Source organism: Mesorhizobium metallidurans STM 2683 (assembly GCF_000350085.1).
Classification (GTDB): Bacteria; Pseudomonadota; Alphaproteobacteria; order Rhizobiales; family Rhizobiaceae; genus Mesorhizobium; species Mesorhizobium metallidurans.
This window is the reverse complement of the sequence record NZ_CAUM01000034.1, coordinates 1-14,442: the sequence shown is the minus strand read 5'-3', so window position 1 is coordinate 14,442 and position 14,442 is coordinate 1. Positions and strand designations below refer to the sequence as shown.

The window sequence follows — 14,442 nt, the reverse complement described above, 5'->3', positions numbered from 1 at the left end:
AGTCTGACAAAAGGGGCGCTCTTTGCTTCAATCGATTAGGCCGCGACCGAGAGCCGGCGCAATGTTCGCTGCAGTGCGGCAACTGCGGTTATCTTGTGCAGGTTTGCGGCGTCGACCCTCTCTTCATCACCAGCGCTTCGCGTCCGTCGATCACGACTGCGTCATGCGTCGCCGGCTCTTGGTAGCGGCTGCTCTGGTTGGCGGGCGAGGCCGCAAACTCCTCGGGGATACCATCCGGCCCGATCACACGCAGCGACGAGCCGAGATTCTGGATGGTCATCCTGCCGCCATCGGCGCAATTGTAGGTCGCTGTGCGCGGCTGCGGCGTCAGATCGGTTGCGGCAGCCGCGGCCGGATTTCCAGCTTTCGGCGCATTGGTCTGCGGGACGCAGGCCGTGGCAATCAGCAATGGGCACAGAACAAGCGTCATCCGAACCGTCCGGTATAACGCCATACGCTTCCTCCTCACGCAGCACACCAGCCGCCATGCCAAGTCAAGGTCACCCGGCGACACGCTCGACATCGGCCGCGATGGTGCGGGCAAGCATGGCCGAATGATGGCCGCAGCCCGTCGAGCCGCCGGATATTAACCATGTTTGCCGAGACCTTGGGCCAAGCGAGGTTGCCCTCTTAACAAAGGTTAAGAAAAGGTTAATTTCTGATTCGAGGAGGCTGCCTCTAACCAAGGAACACGCCATGCGTTCGAATTCAGGCAAATCGCGCCTTCCGGCGCTCGTCCTGGTGGCGTTGGCCACCGGCTTCGCCGTGCCGGCGCTCGCGGGAGGCGATCACGACCGCGTTTATGCCGATTCCTTCGGCAATCTCGTCATCGAGAGCGCCGCCGGCTATAAGCGCATCCTCGTCGGCGAGGGCAAGCTGGCCAAGGAATTGTCGGACTACACCAGCGCCGGCCAGCCCAGCGTCGTCTATGAAAACCAATCCGACGACGTCTCCAGCCGCGACTGCTACAGGCCGCCGGTTTTCGTGAAGGGTCGCAGCTACATGTATGGCCTTTCCGACGGCGAGATGCCCGAACTCAGTCCCTGCCGCTAACAGGTATACCCTATCCCGCGCTGGCGACCGCCGGCCGGGCCGGACCGAGCGAGATGCGCACGCGATCGCGTCCGCCGCGCTTGGCCTGATAGAGCGCTTCGTCGGCGCGCCGCGTCAGCCCGGCGAAACCTTCGCCCGGCTGGAGTTCGGCTACACCGAAGCTCGCCGTGCAGCGATGATCCTGCGGCAGTCCGTCGACCGGCAGCGTGCCGAAGGCACTGCGCGTGCCTTCGGCGAAGAGCCGGGCGGCGGCGAGGTTGGTTCCCGGCAGGATGATGGCGAATTCCTCGCCGCCGAGGCGGCCGGCGACGTGATGATCGGCTGCCACCTCGCGCAGCAGACCGGCAAAAGCCTCGATGACCCGGTCGCCGGACGCGTGGCCGAAATTGTCGTTTATATTTTTGAAATGATCGAGATCGGCGATGACCAGCGTGACCGGAACACCCTTGCGCGCGGCCTCAAGCATGGCGCGCTCGGCGTGGCTTTCGAAACCGCCCCGGTTGAGCAGCCTTGAAAGCGTGTCCATCTCCGATTTCGACGTCACCTCGGCCACCACGTCACGGACCATGATGACCAGGATGAGAAGCGCGATCGCCAGGGCGAACACGGTGCCGAGCGACTGCGACACCAGGGCGTAATTGCTCTGCAGATAGGCCTGCGGATTGGCGCCCCAGCCGCCCAGCGCGGCGGCGATGAACGGCTTGCTGACGAATTGCAGGGCGCTGGCACCCAGAACGGCCATCAGCACGCGGTCGAGCCGGTCGCGTCTTTGCCCGGACGACCAGACGATGCCGAGGCCGACGAATTGCATGGCGGCATAGGGAAGCTGGTAGGCCATCATGCGGACAAGCGACTGACGCGGCAGATTCTGCACGGCATACACGGCGATGCTGGCTGCAAGCAGGAAGAGAAGCATCGGCAGCCAGGGCGGCGCCACTTGGTATTTATGCGCAAGCCCGCCATTGAAGGCGATGGTGGCGCCCAGGAAAACCGAGAATGCCGCGACGACCGCGGGCCGCGCATTGTCGAGGACCGGAATGCTGAATTCGATGGCGTAGTAGGCCATCCCCAGCAGATAGCCGAAGGCCAGCCAGCGCGCCGACGCCCGCCCCACATCGTAGCGCGTGATCGTCATGAAGGCAGCAGCCAGCAAGCCCGCGACGAACAGGTTGATTGCAAGGATGAAGCCCGCGCCGCCCATGTGGTCCTTTGCACTCCCTGCGCGACAGACGTGGATGATCAGCCGGCTTTGAGCGATCCCGTAACGACGACCATTTCCAACCGCTCCTGGGACAGGCGCACACTGTCGCGGCCACTTCTTTTGGCTTCGTAGAGCGCCTCGTCGGCGTGGCACATCAACAACTCGAGTCCTTCGTGGTTGGTGCGGGCCGCGACGCCGAAGCTCGCGGTCACCCTAGTGCCCGTAGGAAGCCCGTCAACGCTGCCCGCCGAGTGCAGCGTGCGCCCGGCTTCGGCGAACAGCCGTGCCGCGGCAAGGTCGCTCAGCGGCAGAAGCACCGCGAACTCTTCGCCGCCGATGCGGCCGGCAACGCCGCGCGCCCCGGCGGCCGACCGAAACTTGGCGGCGAAGTCGGCGATCACGCGATCACCCGCCGCATGCCCGTACAGATCGTTGAGCGTCTTGAAATGATCGAGGTCGGCGAGTACCAGCGCGACAGGTAACTTGGCCGTGATGCAGTGCTGAAGGACAAGCGTCGCGCGTTCCTCGAAGCCGCGGCGGTTGAGCAGGCCCGACAGCGGATCGGTGTGGGTCTCGGTCTTCAGCGCCTTCATCACGTCGAGCCCGGCCGCGCAGATCAGGCAGAGCGCAATCAGCAGTGACAGCAGCGCATGCGACAACAGCGCCGTCGTCCAGTAGGACGAGGTATAGAGCTCGGCATAATTTTCGAACCGTCCGTGCGCGATGATGACGATCAAGGTGCGTACGAAGAAGTTGAGCCCGGAAAGCAGCGACAGCACGAACAGGATCATTTCCGTCGGGCCTTCGTTGCGCACCACGCGCAGCTCGGCCGCAACAAGCAGGCTGAGGCCGCCGAACGCGAAATTGATCACCAGGATTCGCCAGGTGAGATCGGGCTGGACGAACATGAACCAGCAGAGAGCGGCGAGCCCGCTACCCGCCAGGACGCCGATCCCGACATAGGGCACGCGCCGCCCATAGCGCGCCACCACCGCGCTACACAGGCAGCAGGCGGCAAGGCTGAAGCATAGGTTGGAGAGCAGCTTGGACGGCATCAGGCCGATGGGCAGCGTGAAGGCCTGGAACAGGAAGCCGGCCGCCGAGAGCGAGTAGCTTGCGGCCAGCACGGCCAGATAGGGGCGATGGCGTTGATAGAACCATAGAACGAGGAATGACGTGCCGAGCGCAAGCGCGATCGTCGGGTTGAGCAGCGCTATCAGCAGACCGGTGTCCAAAGGACTATGACTTCCCCTCGCTTACGTGAGGGAAGACCTTAAAGCGGAAGCCCAAACAAGCGGTTAAGCAAAATCGAATATGCGCGGCGCAGCCGAAAATCGTCAGGCCGTCGCGAAGAAGCCTTGGAAGGGATCGGGCCAAAACAAAACCCCGAACCGCATCGCGGCCCGGGGTTCGGTATACGAGAATCCGAACTGCTGCGGCCCGGTCTATTTCCACTCACGCCCGGTCTATTTCCACTCACGAATGTCGACGAAGTGGCCAGCGATCGCCGCCGCCGCCGCCATCGCCGGCGACACCAGATGGGTGCGGCCCTTGAAGCCTTGCCGGCCCTCGAAATTGCGGTTCGAGGTGGAGGCGCAGCGCTCATGCGGCTTCAGCCGGTCGTCGTTCATGGCCAGGCACATCGAGCAGCCCGGCTCGCGCCAGTCGAAGCCGGCGGCGACAAAGATCTTGTCGAGACCCTCGGCCTCCGCCTGCTCCTTGACCAGTCCGGAGCCCGGCACGATCATGGCATCGACATGCGGGCTGACTTTTTTGCCTTCGACCACCTTGGCGACCGCGCGCAGATCCTCGATGCGGCCGTTGGTGCAGGAGCCGATGAAGACGCGGTCGAGCGAGATGTCGGTGATCTTCGTTCCCGGCGTCAGCCCCATATAATCGAGCGCGCGCTGCTTGGAGGTGCGCTTGTTCTCGTCGGCGATGTCGTCCGGGTTCGGCACGATGCCTTGCACCGACACGACATCCTCGGGCGAGGAGCCCCAGGAGACGATCGGCGGCAGCTTGGCCGCGTCGAGCACGATGACCTTGTCGAAATGCGCGCCCTGGTCGGACTGCAGCGTCTTCCAATAGGCAAGTGCTGCATCCCAGGCCGCGCCCTTCGGCGCGCGCGGCTTGTCCTTGACATAGGCGAAGGTCGTCTCGTCCGCCGCGATCAGGCCGGCGCGCGCGCCGCCCTCGATCGACATGTTGCAGATCGTCATGCGGCCTTCCATGGACAGCGCGCGGATCGCCACGCCGGCATATTCGATGACGTAGCCGGTGCCGCCGGCCGTGCCGATCTCGCCGATGATCGCCAGGATGATGTCCTTGGCGGTGACGCCTTCCGGCAACTGTCCGTCGACGCGCACCAGCATGTTCTTGGCCTTGCGCTGGATCAGCGTCTGCGTGGCCAGCACATGCTCGACTTCCGAGGTGCCGATGCCATGCGCAAGCGCGCCGAAAGCGCCATGCGTCGAGGTGTGGCTGTCGCCGCAGACGATGGTCATGCCGGGCAGAGTAAAACCTTGCTCCGGCCCGATGATGTGGACGATGCCCTGGCGGATATCGTTCTCGGAATAATATTCGACGCCGAAATCCTTGGCGTTCTTGGCCAGCGCCTCGACCTGGATGCGGCTTTCCTCATTCTTGATGCCGAATTTGCGCTCCGGCGAGGTCGACACATTATGGTCGACCACGGCCAGCGTCTTTTCCGGATGCCGGACTTTTCTGCCGCTCATGCGCAGGCCTTCGAAGGCTTGCGGGCTGGTCACTTCATGGACGAGATGGCGGTCGATATAGAGCAGGCAGGTGCCGTCGTCCTGGCGGTCGACGACATGGTCGTCGAATATCTTGTCGTAGAGGGTGCGCGGTGCGCTCATTTGCGTAAATCCGTCGATATGAAAATGGGAAGGGGCAGGCGCCGGGTTGGCCCGGCGAAAAACGGTTCAGCGAAGTCGGCTGGTCAGCGCGCCAGAAATACGCGCGGAGAATCGCGACGGCAGGCGTTTTCTATCCTGCAGCACGAAACCCTTGTAGGCCGGATCGCCAAAAAGCTCTTCCATGGCGCTGCTCATATCAATGTTTTGGTTTTTCGGCAATTGGCGGGAAAGCGTCGCCGCTCAAACCACCTCAAACACAAACGTCTTCACCAGCGCGTCCGGCTCAGCGATCGCATAGCAGCGGAACCATGGGCTTTCCTCGACCGGCCGCCATTTCTTCGCTTGCTCCAGTTCGCCGAACACGGCCTGGAACCCGCCGCTTTCGAACACCTGGTCGCGCACGGTGAAGATGGCGTGGCCACCCTTTTTCGTGATGCGCACCAGTTCATGCAGGCCGGAAGCCGGCGCGTGGCTGATGGTGAACACGCCGGTCGAGAAGAAGGCGCGGAAATGGCCGTCCGGCCACGGCAGCGGTCCGCCGAGCATCGCCTGTTTCAGCTCGTTGTAGGCCTGTCGGCTGCCGGCGATCTTCAGCATGTCGTCGGAGAGGTCGAGCCCGGCAATGTCCAGGTAGCCCAGCGCCCTAAGCGACGGTCCCGACAGGCCGGTGCCGCAGCCGGCGTCTAGCAGCGGCCCTTCGCCCGCCGGCACATGGCGCGCCACCCAGGCGGCGATCAGGAACGGCAGGAGATAGCCGAGCGAGGCGGTCTCGCTGTCATAGGTCGCGGCCCATGCGGCATAGGCGTCAGCCAGCGCCTCCGGCGTCTCGGCGGCATAGACCGAATCCAGCGCGGCATTGGCCTTGTCGATGTTCATGGATTCTCCCGCAAGTTTGGCTTTCCCCTGATGTAGCGCCGTCTTCGCTCGCTTCTATTCCTCATGCTGGCGGCGTAGCCGTTTCTCCAGCGCGCGCAAGGCCAGCGACAGGCCGACGGTCAGTATGAGGTAGATATAGGCGACGATGGAATAGGTCTCGAAGAAGCGGAACGAGCCGGCGGCGTAGATCTTGCCCATCTGGGTGATGTCGGCGACGCCGAGCACCGAGACCAGCGAGGAATCCTTGACCATGGCGACGAAATCATTGCCGAGCGGCGGCAGGATGGTGCGGATCGCCTGCGGAAACACGATCAGCCGGAAGCGCTGCGCGCGCGTCAGCCCGAGCGCCTTGGCCGCCTCGATCTGGCCTTTCTCGACCGCCTGGATGCCGGCGCGGAACACTTCCGAGATGAAGGCCGAATAGCCGATGGTCAGCGCCATGATGGCGCGCCACAATAGCGACACGTCGCGCACCAGCAACTCACCCAGGAGACCGGCGCTTTGCAGCGGCGCGGTCAACGCGTTCCACGCCACGACGAAAGCCGGCGCGCCGGCAAACGCGATCCAGAACAACAGCACCAGGATCGGCACGCCGCGGATGATCTCGACATAGAAGCGGGCGATCTGGCGCAGCCACCGCGAGTTGGACAGGCCCATCAGCGCAATACCGAGCCCGATGGCCGAGGCCAGCGCGAAGGCCACGACTGTGACGAAGACGGTGATGCCGATGCCCTTGGCGACGGTGGCGAAGACCTGGGCATAGAGATCGCTGGCGGCGATGAAGATGGCTGCTGCCACGGCGAGCGTCACCGCCGCGGCCAGCCACCAGGGGAAGTCGGATTTGGCGGTGGAAGACGCGGGCGTGGGCATCAGGGCGCGCCGACGAAACAACGTCGCGCCAAGTCGCCCCCCTCTGTCCTGCCGGACATCTCCCCCCTAGGGGGGAGATTGGCAGTTTTGGCGTCGTCGCCCATTCTGCAACGTTGAAAATTGGCGAAAGCCGATGCAAAATCCGATCTCCCCCCTTGAGGGGGAGATGTCCGGCAGGACAGAGGGGGGTGCCTTGGCGCAGAGTCAGCACAAGTTCCCGCGCATCACCCCACGCTCGCGACAAGAGAGCTCACTGCCCCATCTTGTAATCAAGGAACCATTTCTTGTTGAGCGCATCGAGCGTGCCGTCGGTCTTGAGTGCTGCGATCGCCGCGTTGACCGGCTTCACCAGATCGGAACCCTTGGGGAAGATGAAACCGAAATCCTCGGTGCCGAGCGGTCCGCCGATCAGCTTCAGCCCGCCATTGGAGGCATCGACATAACCCTTCCCCGCGGTGCCGTCGGTGAGCACAACATCGACGTCGCCCGACTTCAGCGCCTGCACCGTCGCGCCGAACGTCTCGAAAAGTTTTATGCGCGGATTCTGCTCGTTGCCGTCGAGCACGCTGTAGACGGCGGTGTAGAAAGGCGTCGTGCCGGCCTGCGCGCCGATCAGCCCGTCCTTGAAGGCGCCGAACGTCTTGGCGTCGGTGAAGCGCTTCTCGTCGCCGCGCACCAGCATGAACTGTTCCGAACGCATATAGGGGTCGGAGAAGTCGACCTTCTGCTTGCGGTCGTCCTTGATGGTGATGCCGGTCATGCCGATATTGTACTGGTTGTCGGAAACCGCCTGGATCATCGCGTCCCAGGAGGTGTTCTGGTACTCGACCTTGAAATTCAGCCGCTTGGCGATCTCGTCCATCGCGTCATATTCCCAGCCGATCTGCTTGCCGGTCTTGGCGTCGATGAACTGCAGCGGCGGATAGGCGTTTTCCGTCACCACCACCACTTGTCTGCCGCCGAGATCGGGCAGCGTCTGCGCGATAGCGGCGACAGGCGCGAGAATGAGGGCCAGCAGGCCGGCCAGCAGCAGTTTCGATTTGGTCATGACACGCTCCCAGGACTTGAACCGGCCCCGGCATCGTCGGGGCTTGCAGGAAGCGCCGACTTTAGCGCATGACCCCGAAAATCGGAATCGATTTTCGGAAAGGATCATGCGCCAAATCAAAGTGCTACAGCGTCCTTTGCGCGCCCAAGGGCGCGCGGCGCTGTAGTCCGCAAGCGCCATGCAAGCTGGCCCAATGCGCGGCGTGTCGGGAAAACGGATTCCGTTGCTTCTCGACTGCAAGATTCCGGAACGATCCGTGCCTAAATCAATCGCCGTCCGGCGAAGTCGCGGCCGCCTTGCGCAGTTCGCCGATAAACCGGGTCAAGGTGGCGTGCAGGGATTTCAATTCGCCAGGCTTGAGCGGCAACTGGCAAGCCAGGGCAGCGGGCACGCTTTTCGCCTGCTCGCGCAATGCCTGGCCTTTTGCTGTCGGCTCGACCAGCACCCGGCGCTCGTCGGCAGCGTCGCGCCGGCGCGTCACCAGCCCGTTTGCCTCAAGCCGCTTGAGCAGCGGCGTCAGTGTCGCCGAATCGAGGCCGAGCGCCTCGCCAAGCTCGCCCACCGTGCGCGGCGCCTTTTCCCATATCACCAGCATGGCGATGTATTGCGGATAGGTCAGGCCCAGCGGTTCGAGCAGCGGCCGGTACAGCTTCGTCATCAGCCCGCTCGCCGAATAGAGCGCGAAACAGAGCTGCTGGTCGAGCCTTGCCACCCCGGCGGGAACCGCCGGGGCTTGCTTGCGTCCGGTTGTCGTTTTTGTCGTCATGCTGCCTTTGGCGGGAGCGCCACTGCCGAAAGCGCCACCTCGACATTGCCCCTGATGGCGTTGGAATAGGGGCAGATCCGATGCGCAGCCGATACAAGCGCTTCCGCGGCCGCCTGATCAAGACCTTTCGTCTCCGCCGCCAGCGCCACGCCGAGCGCGAAGCCGCCCTGGCCGTTATCGTGCAGGCTGACATTGGCCGTCACCGCGGCATCGCTCAGCGGCAGTTTCTGCTTGCCGGCAATGAAGCGCATGGCGCTTTCAAAGCAGGCGGCATAGCCGGCGGCAAAGAGTTGCTCGGGATTGGTGGCGCCGCCCTTGCCGCCGAGTTCCTTCGGTAGAGCGAGATCGACGCTGAGCAGGCCATCGCTGGTCTGGACGTGACCGGCGCGGCCACCGACGGCGCGGGCTTGCGTGGAATAAAGCGCAGGCATTTCGTATCTCCATTTATCTTGTACGCGATCATTTAGTACACGATCAAACAGTTCGTCAATATGTTTCTGGTTCTTCGATCGTCTGAGTGAATCGTCGCAACGTATGGGTTGAACCAAGCCTCCCCAACTTCGTCATCCCTGGGCGAAGCAGGAGCGAAGCTCCGTCGCGGAGACCCTGGGATCCATGCCGTTACCTCAGCCGAAAAGTGCAGCGGAGCAGAATTCTGCACCGTCGCGACACCTCGAAGTTATGGCATGGATCCTGGGGTCTGCGTCGCGTCGCTTCGCTCCTTGCTCCGCCCCAGGATGACGAAGGGATAGGTGTTGCGGCCATCTCCAAGGTAGGCGATCTGCCGACGTGAGCACTAGCCGGCTCCGCAAGGAACTAAGAGATTTTTGGCTGGAAGCTTTGGCTGTTCCACCCGAAACGAAAAAGGCGGCCGAAGCCGCCTTTCCGAAAACATGCGTGTCGAAAGATTATTCGGCGGGGGTCGCTTCCGCGGCCTTGGCGGCCTCGTCGGCTGCCTTGGCAGCCTCGGCTTCTGCAGCCGCCTTCTTCTCGGCGGCGTCCTGCGCTGCCTTCTCGGCGGCCAGCGCCTGCGCGGCGGCCACCTTCTCGGCCTCGAGGCGCGCCTTCTCGGCGTTCAGCGCATCGCGCTCCTCATCGTTCAGCTTGCGGGCGCGCACGCCGGTGTTTTCCGAAATGCGGGCCGACTTGCCGCGGCGGTCGCGCAGGTAATAGAGCTTGGCGCGGCGCACCTTGCCGCGGCGCACGATCTCGACGCCCTCCAGCATCGGCGAATAGACCGGGAACACGCGTTCCACACCTTCGCCGTAGGAGATCTTGCGAACGGTGAAATTTTCCTGGAAGCCGGCGCCGGAACGGGCAATGACGACGCCCTCATAGGCCTGGACGCGGGTGCGGGTGCCTTCTGTCACGCGGACCTGGACGCGCACGGTGTCGCCGGGCTGGAATTCGGGAAGCTTGCGCTTGGCTTCGATCTTGGCGGCCTGTTCGGCCTCGAGCTGACGGAGGATATCCATCTCAGTAATCCACTTCTTGTTCTTCCGACAGTCAGAGCGTCCGGCACTCGCCTTGCAGTTCCATTGACCGCTCGGCTATGCCCTTTGTCCCAAGACATTGTATCGGGAGACATCGGGCAGGGGCGACTACACCGTCATTGTTGACGGGTCCGGCAGATTGTTCTTGCCGGTACGGGCGGGCACATACAGCTATTTCGACGCTTTGTCACGTCTTGGCCGCGTCTTTTTTGGACACATGGCATCATCGCATTCGTCCACTGCGGGTTGCGCCCGCCCTTCAAGCTTCCTAAGCCGGGCAAAGCATAGTTTTCTGCGGCGGCACCCCGATGTCTGTTTTCGACGCGATCCTGCTCTTCCTCGCGGGTTTCACTTCAGGCGCTGCCAACGCGGTCGCCGGCGGCGGCACGTTCATCACCTTTGGCGCCATGACATTGGTCGGCCTGCCGCCGATCGTCGCCAACGCCACCTCTTCGGTGACACAGTTTCCCGGCTATATCACCTCGACGCTGGCCTATTCGGACGACATCAAGACCTTCTGGCGCGGCGCGCTGCTGCTTTGCGTCATCTCGGCTTTCGGCGCGCTGGCCGGCGCGCTTATCCTGCTGGCGCTCGACAATCCGTCGTTCCGCGCCCTGGTGCCCTGGCTGCTGCTGGCGGCGACCGCCCTGTTTGCCGCCGGGCCGTGGCTGAAGCCGGCCCCGAAGCCTGGCCATGAAGCGGCGGTGGGCTCCCTCGTCGGCTCGCTGGCGCAGTTTGCCACCGCCGTCTATGGTGGCTTCTTCGGCGCCGGCATGGGCGTCATGATGCTGGCGACGCTCGGCCTGACGCAGGCCGGCAACTATCACCGCCTGAACGCGCTGAAGAACATGTTGGCCATGGTCATCGCCGCGGTCGCCATCGCGGTCTTCGTTTCGGGCGGCGTCGTCGCCTGGCCGCAGGCGATCGTCATGATACCGGGCGGCGCGCTGGGCGGCTATGCCGGCGTCTGGATCGCCAAGCGCGTGCCGCAAAATTTCGTGCGCGGCTTCGTCGTCGCCGTCGGCCTCTTTCTTGCTTTTTACTACTTCACCAAGGGCTGAGGCGCGGCGCCCAACAGGTCCGGACGTCGCTCTTGCGTCAGCTTCTGAGCCTCGGCACGTCGCCACGCCGCGATCTTCTTGTGGTTGCCCGAGATCAGCACGTCGGGAATCTCCCGCCCTTCGAACTCCTGCGGCCTTGTATAATGCGGATGTTCGAGCAGGCCGTTCTCAAAGCTTTCTTCCTCGCCCGACACCGCATTGCCCATCACGCCGGGCAACAGCCGCACCACGGCGTCGAGCAGCACAAGGGCTGCCGGCTCACCGCCGGACAGGATGAAGTCGCCGACCGAAACCTCTTCCAGCCGACGCGCCTCGATCACCCGCTGGTCGACGCCTTCGAAGCGTCCGCAGACGATGACGGCACCCGGGCCGGCGGCCAGTTCGCGCACGCGGGCCTGCGTCAGCGGTTTTCCACGCGGGCTCATCAGCAAACGCGGCCGCGGATCGCCAGGTGGCGATGCATGGTCGATCGCCTTGGCCAAGACATCGGCGCGCATCACCATGCCGGCGCCGCCGCCGGCCGGCGTGTCGTCGACGGTGCGGTGGCGGTCGCAGGCGAAATCACGGATCTGAACTGTCTCGAGCGACCAGGTGCCGGCCTCCAACGCTCTGCCGGCCAGCGACAGACCGAGCGCGCCGGGAAACATCTCGGGATAGAGCGTCAGCACCGAGGCGGCAAAGCTCACCGGTTGCCCCCGGCGTCCCTGGGTCCGCGCGGCCTGCCCTTCGGATCGAAGCCCTCGCGGCCGGGCGCCTCGCCATGCTCATCGTCCACGAGGCCGGCTGCTGCCGGATCGAGACGGATAAAACCCTCAGCGATCGACACTGCGGGAACGGCGGCCTGCGTGAACGGGATCAGCACGCCTTTGCGTCCTGCCAAGGTCACGTCGAGAATGTCGCCGCCGCCGAAATTGTGCACGGCCACGACCTTGCCGATGACACCGCTGTCGTCCCGGACCTCGAGCCCGACAAGGTCGGCGTGGTAGAACTCGTCCTCCTCGCCATCGTCGGGCAGCATCGAACGGTCGACGAACAGCTCCGTGCCGGCGAGCGCCTCGGCGGCATTGCGGTCGCTGATGCCCTTGAAGCGCACCACGACAACGGTGTTGGCGGGCCTGATGTCGATGATCTGGAAGGCGCGCCCGTCCTTGGCGTAGAGCGGGCCGTAATCGGCCAGCGCCAGCGGCTCGCCGGTGAAGGTCTTGACGCGCAATTCGCCCTTGATGCCGTGCGCGGCGCCGATCACGGCCATCTGGACGGGGTTTTGCGGCTTGCTCATCGTGGAACATCCTTTGTGCTGCTCTAACCCTCCCCGATTGTCATTTCAATGACGGCCTCTTCACCGCTTCCTAACCCGGCTGCCGGAAAATGATCCGGAGTTGGAACAAAGCCATGCAGGAATTCCTCATCCCGGCGAAGCCGGATCTCCAGGCGGCCCGCGAAAGCTGGCTGAAGATGCTGGCGCGCGAGCGTCGGCTGGCGGCCGAAACGGTGGAAGCCTACGAGCGCGACACGCGCCAGTTCCTGCACTTCCTGACCGGCCATTGCGGCGGTTCGCCGGGCATTTCCGACATCGCCAATTTGCGGCCGGCCGATCTGCGTGGCTTCCTCGCCGCCCGCCGCGCCGATGGGGTCGGCGCCCGCACGCTCGGGCGCGGCCTGGCCGGCATCCGGTCGCTGCTGCGCTTTCTCGAGCGGCGCGGCCTCGTCAACGCAGCGGGCGCGGCGGCATTGCGTGCGCCACGGCAGCCGAAATCGCTGCCCAAGCCGCTGACGGCAAGCGATGCCAAACACGTCGTTTCGGTGGAAGGCCAGTTGGCCGAGGAACCATGGATCGCCGCCCGCAACGCCGCCGTGCTGACGCTGCTCTATGGTTCGGGCCTGCGCATTTCCGAGGCACTCGGCCTCTCTGGCGCCGAGCTGGCCTTGCCCGGCGACACGATGCTGCGCATCACCGGCAAGGGCGGCAAGACGCGGCTGGTGCCGGTGCTGCCGGTGGCGTTGCGGGCCATCGCCGAATACCGCCGGCTCTGCCCTTTTGACATCGACCCCAGGGGTCCTCTGTTTCGCGGCGCCCGTGGCGGCCCGCTCAACCCGGCCATCGTCCAGCGCGACATGGCGAAGCTGCGCTCGGCCCTCAATTTGCCTGACACCGCGACGCCGCATGCCTTGCGCCATTCCTTCGCCACGCACCTGCTCGGGCGCGGCGGCGACCTGCGCACCATCCAGGAGCTGCTGGGCCATGCCAGCCTGTCGACCACCCAGGTCTACACCGGCGTCGACACCGCAAGGCTGCTCGAAATCTACGAAGCATCCCATCCACGGGCGTAAGTGAGGACGCAACATCGCGCGCAGTGGAAACTGCATCCAATTTTGCAGCGCCGGTTAACTGTTTCGCTGCTTTTTTGCGCGTAAGACCATGGTCCCGAAAAGTGGAATCCGGTTTTCGGAGTAGATCATGGTCAAGCAGGAAAGAGTACCATGAAACGTGCTATCGCCATCGCTGACCGCGCCGCGCTCGGGTCGCTGAAGCTGCTTGTCGCGCTCAATGTCCTGTTTTTCCTGTCTTTCCTCGTCGTCGCACTGCTTGCCGCCGGCAAAGTACAGGCCGAAATCCCGGTTCGGACCGGCGCCGACACGCTGTCGCTCCCGCAGACACACGATTCGGTGCGGTCTGTTATCATCGCCGCCGGCTGATCTGCACGGCTGAGTTGCAGCCCGAATCACCGATGCCTCCTCCAAGCCTTGCGCGAATCACCAGCGCACAACGCTCGGTCCGTATCACTCAAGGAAGGTCGAAACGGCTCGTTTTGGCTCGATCTCTGGGGGATTTGCCGGTTAAATGCTTGCAGCTAAAGGATTTCAGGCGCAAATTGCCCTGCTTTCGGCGTTTTCGGGCGCTATGTGAAACCTGTTCAACGATTGTGCGTTGATGTGTGTTGATTGATATCTTTCATCCACGGAGGACACTTTTATGGCGAATCCAAACGACCCGTTCACCACTCCGAGCCCCACGCCCAAGGCGGGCGGCGGCGGCAGCGGCTGGCTGATTGCCCTTGTCGTTCTTATCCTGGCCATTGTCGCCTACTATGTTTTTGGAAGAAGTGGCGAGGCGCCCGCGCCTGCCGAACCGCCGGCCGCCAGCACACCGGCGCCTGCCCCGGCTCCCGCTGAGCCGATGAAGCCCGCCGAACCGGC

Annotated in this window: 18 protein-coding genes; 5 read left to right on the top strand and 13 right to left on the bottom strand. The window is 63.9% G+C overall.

What is annotated here, in order from left to right; all coding sequences use genetic code 11:
• Positions 1 to 88 precede the first annotated feature (88 nt).
• Positions 89 to 454 (bottom strand): hypothetical protein, encoded by a 366-nt coding sequence (locus MESS2_RS06815; RefSeq protein WP_008873419.1) that lies wholly within the window; start codon positions 452 to 454, stop codon positions 89 to 91.
• Between the two features lie 242 nt (positions 455 to 696).
• On the opposite strand from MESS2_RS06815, the gene MESS2_RS06810 reads away from it, so the two are divergent.
• Positions 697 to 1,053, top strand: coding sequence for a hypothetical protein (locus MESS2_RS06810; RefSeq protein WP_008873418.1), 357 nt, complete (start codon positions 697 to 699; stop codon positions 1,051 to 1,053).
• A gap of 10 nt (positions 1,054 to 1,063) precedes the next feature.
• Here MESS2_RS06810 and MESS2_RS06805 read toward each other — a convergent pair whose 3' ends face one another.
• From MESS2_RS06805 to rplS, 10 genes are all read right to left on the bottom strand, one after another.
• Positions 1,064 to 2,254 carry a GGDEF domain-containing protein gene (locus MESS2_RS06805; protein WP_008873417.1) on the bottom strand — a complete coding sequence of 397 codons (1,191 nt, stop codon included), beginning with the start codon at positions 2,252 to 2,254 and terminating at the stop codon, positions 1,064 to 1,066.
• A 38-nt stretch (positions 2,255 to 2,292) separates the two neighbouring features.
• Positions 2,293 to 3,489 carry a GGDEF domain-containing protein gene (locus tag MESS2_RS06800; protein WP_008873416.1) on the bottom strand — a complete coding sequence of 399 codons (1,197 nt, stop codon included), beginning with the start codon at positions 3,487 to 3,489 and terminating at the stop codon, positions 2,293 to 2,295.
• A 231-nt stretch (positions 3,490 to 3,720) separates the two neighbouring features.
• On the bottom strand, positions 3,721 to 5,130 hold the full coding sequence (gene leuC / locus MESS2_RS06795; protein ID WP_008873415.1) for a 3-isopropylmalate dehydratase large subunit: 1,410 nt from the start codon (positions 5,128 to 5,130) through the stop codon (positions 3,721 to 3,723).
• A gap of 66 nt (positions 5,131 to 5,196) precedes the next feature.
• Positions 5,197 to 5,325 (bottom strand): hypothetical protein, encoded by a 129-nt coding sequence (locus MESS2_RS33805; protein ID WP_280113304.1) that lies wholly within the window; start codon positions 5,323 to 5,325, stop codon positions 5,197 to 5,199.
• Positions 5,326 to 5,370: 45 nt separating this feature from the next.
• The gene (locus tag MESS2_RS06790) at positions 5,371 to 6,006 is read right to left on the bottom strand and encodes a class I SAM-dependent DNA methyltransferase (RefSeq protein WP_008873414.1); all 636 of its coding nucleotides are present in this window, start codon (positions 6,004 to 6,006) and stop codon (positions 5,371 to 5,373) included.
• Between the two features lie 54 nt (positions 6,007 to 6,060).
• Entirely contained in the window at positions 6,061 to 6,876 is an 816-nt protein-coding gene (locus tag MESS2_RS06785; protein WP_008873413.1) for an amino acid ABC transporter permease, read from the bottom strand.
• Positions 6,877 to 7,126: 250 nt separating this feature from the next.
• Positions 7,127 to 7,924, bottom strand: a complete 798-nt coding sequence (locus MESS2_RS06780; RefSeq protein WP_008873412.1) for a transporter substrate-binding domain-containing protein — start codon at positions 7,922 to 7,924, stop codon at positions 7,127 to 7,129.
• A gap of 265 nt (positions 7,925 to 8,189) precedes the next feature.
• Positions 8,190 to 8,690, bottom strand: coding sequence for a MarR family winged helix-turn-helix transcriptional regulator (locus tag MESS2_RS06775; RefSeq protein WP_008873411.1), 501 nt, complete (start codon positions 8,688 to 8,690; stop codon positions 8,190 to 8,192).
• Positions 8,687 to 9,121 (bottom strand): organic hydroperoxide resistance protein, encoded by a 435-nt coding sequence (locus MESS2_RS06770; RefSeq protein ID WP_008873410.1) that lies wholly within the window; start codon positions 9,119 to 9,121, stop codon positions 8,687 to 8,689. Before MESS2_RS06770 ends, MESS2_RS06775 begins: the two co-directional genes overlap by 4 nt.
• A 477-nt stretch (positions 9,122 to 9,598) precedes the next feature.
• Positions 9,599 to 10,165 carry a 50S ribosomal protein L19 gene (gene rplS / locus MESS2_RS06765; RefSeq protein ID WP_008873409.1) on the bottom strand — a complete coding sequence of 189 codons (567 nt, stop codon included), beginning with the start codon at positions 10,163 to 10,165 and terminating at the stop codon, positions 9,599 to 9,601.
• Between the two features lie 326 nt (positions 10,166 to 10,491).
• On the opposite strand from rplS, the gene MESS2_RS06760 reads away from it, so the two are divergent.
• On the top strand, positions 10,492 to 11,244 hold the full coding sequence (locus tag MESS2_RS06760) for a sulfite exporter TauE/SafE family protein (protein ID WP_008873408.1): 753 nt from the start codon (positions 10,492 to 10,494) through the stop codon (positions 11,242 to 11,244).
• Here the strand turns inward: MESS2_RS06760 and trmD are convergent.
• Positions 11,226 to 11,930: a tRNA (guanosine(37)-N1)-methyltransferase TrmD gene (gene trmD / locus MESS2_RS06755; protein WP_008873407.1), complete on the bottom strand. Its 705-nt coding sequence runs from the start codon at positions 11,928 to 11,930 to the stop codon at positions 11,226 to 11,228. The two genes, MESS2_RS06760 and trmD, sit on opposite strands and share 19 nt — an antisense overlap.
• On the bottom strand, positions 11,927 to 12,523 hold the full coding sequence (gene rimM / locus MESS2_RS06750; protein WP_008873406.1) for a ribosome maturation factor RimM: 597 nt from the start codon (positions 12,521 to 12,523) through the stop codon (positions 11,927 to 11,929). The genes trmD and rimM overlap by 4 nt, the downstream gene beginning before the upstream one ends.
• Before the next feature lie 113 nt (positions 12,524 to 12,636).
• On the opposite strand from rimM, the gene MESS2_RS06745 reads away from it, so the two are divergent.
• The 3 genes from MESS2_RS06745 to MESS2_RS06735 form a co-directional block, all read left to right on the top strand.
• Positions 12,637 to 13,575 carry a tyrosine recombinase XerC gene (locus MESS2_RS06745; protein ID WP_008873405.1) on the top strand — a complete coding sequence of 313 codons (939 nt, stop codon included), beginning with the start codon at positions 12,637 to 12,639 and terminating at the stop codon, positions 13,573 to 13,575.
• 150 nt (positions 13,576 to 13,725) lie between these two features.
• Positions 13,726 to 13,941: a hypothetical protein gene (locus MESS2_RS06740; RefSeq protein WP_008873404.1), complete on the top strand. Its 216-nt coding sequence runs from the start codon at positions 13,726 to 13,728 to the stop codon at positions 13,939 to 13,941.
• Between the two features lie 277 nt (positions 13,942 to 14,218).
• Positions 14,219 to 14,442 (top strand): hypothetical protein (locus MESS2_RS06735; protein WP_040592364.1); only part of this gene is annotated, 224 nt, incomplete at its 3' end.

What these genes read in the sequence shown, in the direction of transcription:
- MESS2_RS06760 (WP_008873408.1), top strand. Translation starts at nt 10,492, where the DNA reads ATGTCTGTTTTCGACGCGATCCTGCTCTTCCTCGCGGGTTTCACTTCA.
- rimM (WP_008873406.1), bottom strand. Translation starts at nt 12,523, where the DNA reads ATGAGCAAGCCGCAAAACCCCGTCCAGATGGCCGTGATCGGCGCCGCG.
- MESS2_RS06775 (WP_008873411.1), bottom strand. Translation starts at nt 8,690, where the DNA reads ATGACGACAAAAACGACAACCGGACGCAAGCAAGCCCCGGCGGTTCCC.
- MESS2_RS06740 (WP_008873404.1), top strand. Translation starts at nt 13,726, where the DNA reads ATGAAACGTGCTATCGCCATCGCTGACCGCGCCGCGCTCGGGTCGCTG.
- MESS2_RS06745 (WP_008873405.1), top strand. Translation starts at nt 12,637, where the DNA reads ATGCAGGAATTCCTCATCCCGGCGAAGCCGGATCTCCAGGCGGCCCGC.
- MESS2_RS06805 (WP_008873417.1), bottom strand. Translation starts at nt 2,254, where the DNA reads ATGGGCGGCGCGGGCTTCATCCTTGCAATCAACCTGTTCGTCGCGGGC.
- MESS2_RS06785 (WP_008873413.1), bottom strand. Translation starts at nt 6,876, where the DNA reads ATGCCCACGCCCGCGTCTTCCACCGCCAAATCCGACTTCCCCTGGTGG.
- rplS (WP_008873409.1), bottom strand. Translation starts at nt 10,165, where the DNA reads ATGGATATCCTCCGTCAGCTCGAGGCCGAACAGGCCGCCAAGATCGAA.
- MESS2_RS33805 (WP_280113304.1), bottom strand. Translation starts at nt 5,325, where the DNA reads ATGAGCAGCGCCATGGAAGAGCTTTTTGGCGATCCGGCCTACAAGGGT.
- MESS2_RS06770 (WP_008873410.1), bottom strand. Translation starts at nt 9,121, where the DNA reads ATGCCTGCGCTTTATTCCACGCAAGCCCGCGCCGTCGGTGGCCGCGCC.
- MESS2_RS06780 (WP_008873412.1), bottom strand. Translation starts at nt 7,924, where the DNA reads ATGACCAAATCGAAACTGCTGCTGGCCGGCCTGCTGGCCCTCATTCTC.
- MESS2_RS06810 (WP_008873418.1), top strand. Translation starts at nt 697, where the DNA reads ATGCGTTCGAATTCAGGCAAATCGCGCCTTCCGGCGCTCGTCCTGGTG.
- MESS2_RS06815 (WP_008873419.1), bottom strand. Translation starts at nt 454, where the DNA reads ATGGCGTTATACCGGACGGTTCGGATGACGCTTGTTCTGTGCCCATTG.
- MESS2_RS06790 (WP_008873414.1), bottom strand. Translation starts at nt 6,006, where the DNA reads ATGAACATCGACAAGGCCAATGCCGCGCTGGATTCGGTCTATGCCGCC.
- leuC (WP_008873415.1), bottom strand. Translation starts at nt 5,130, where the DNA reads ATGAGCGCACCGCGCACCCTCTACGACAAGATATTCGACGACCATGTC.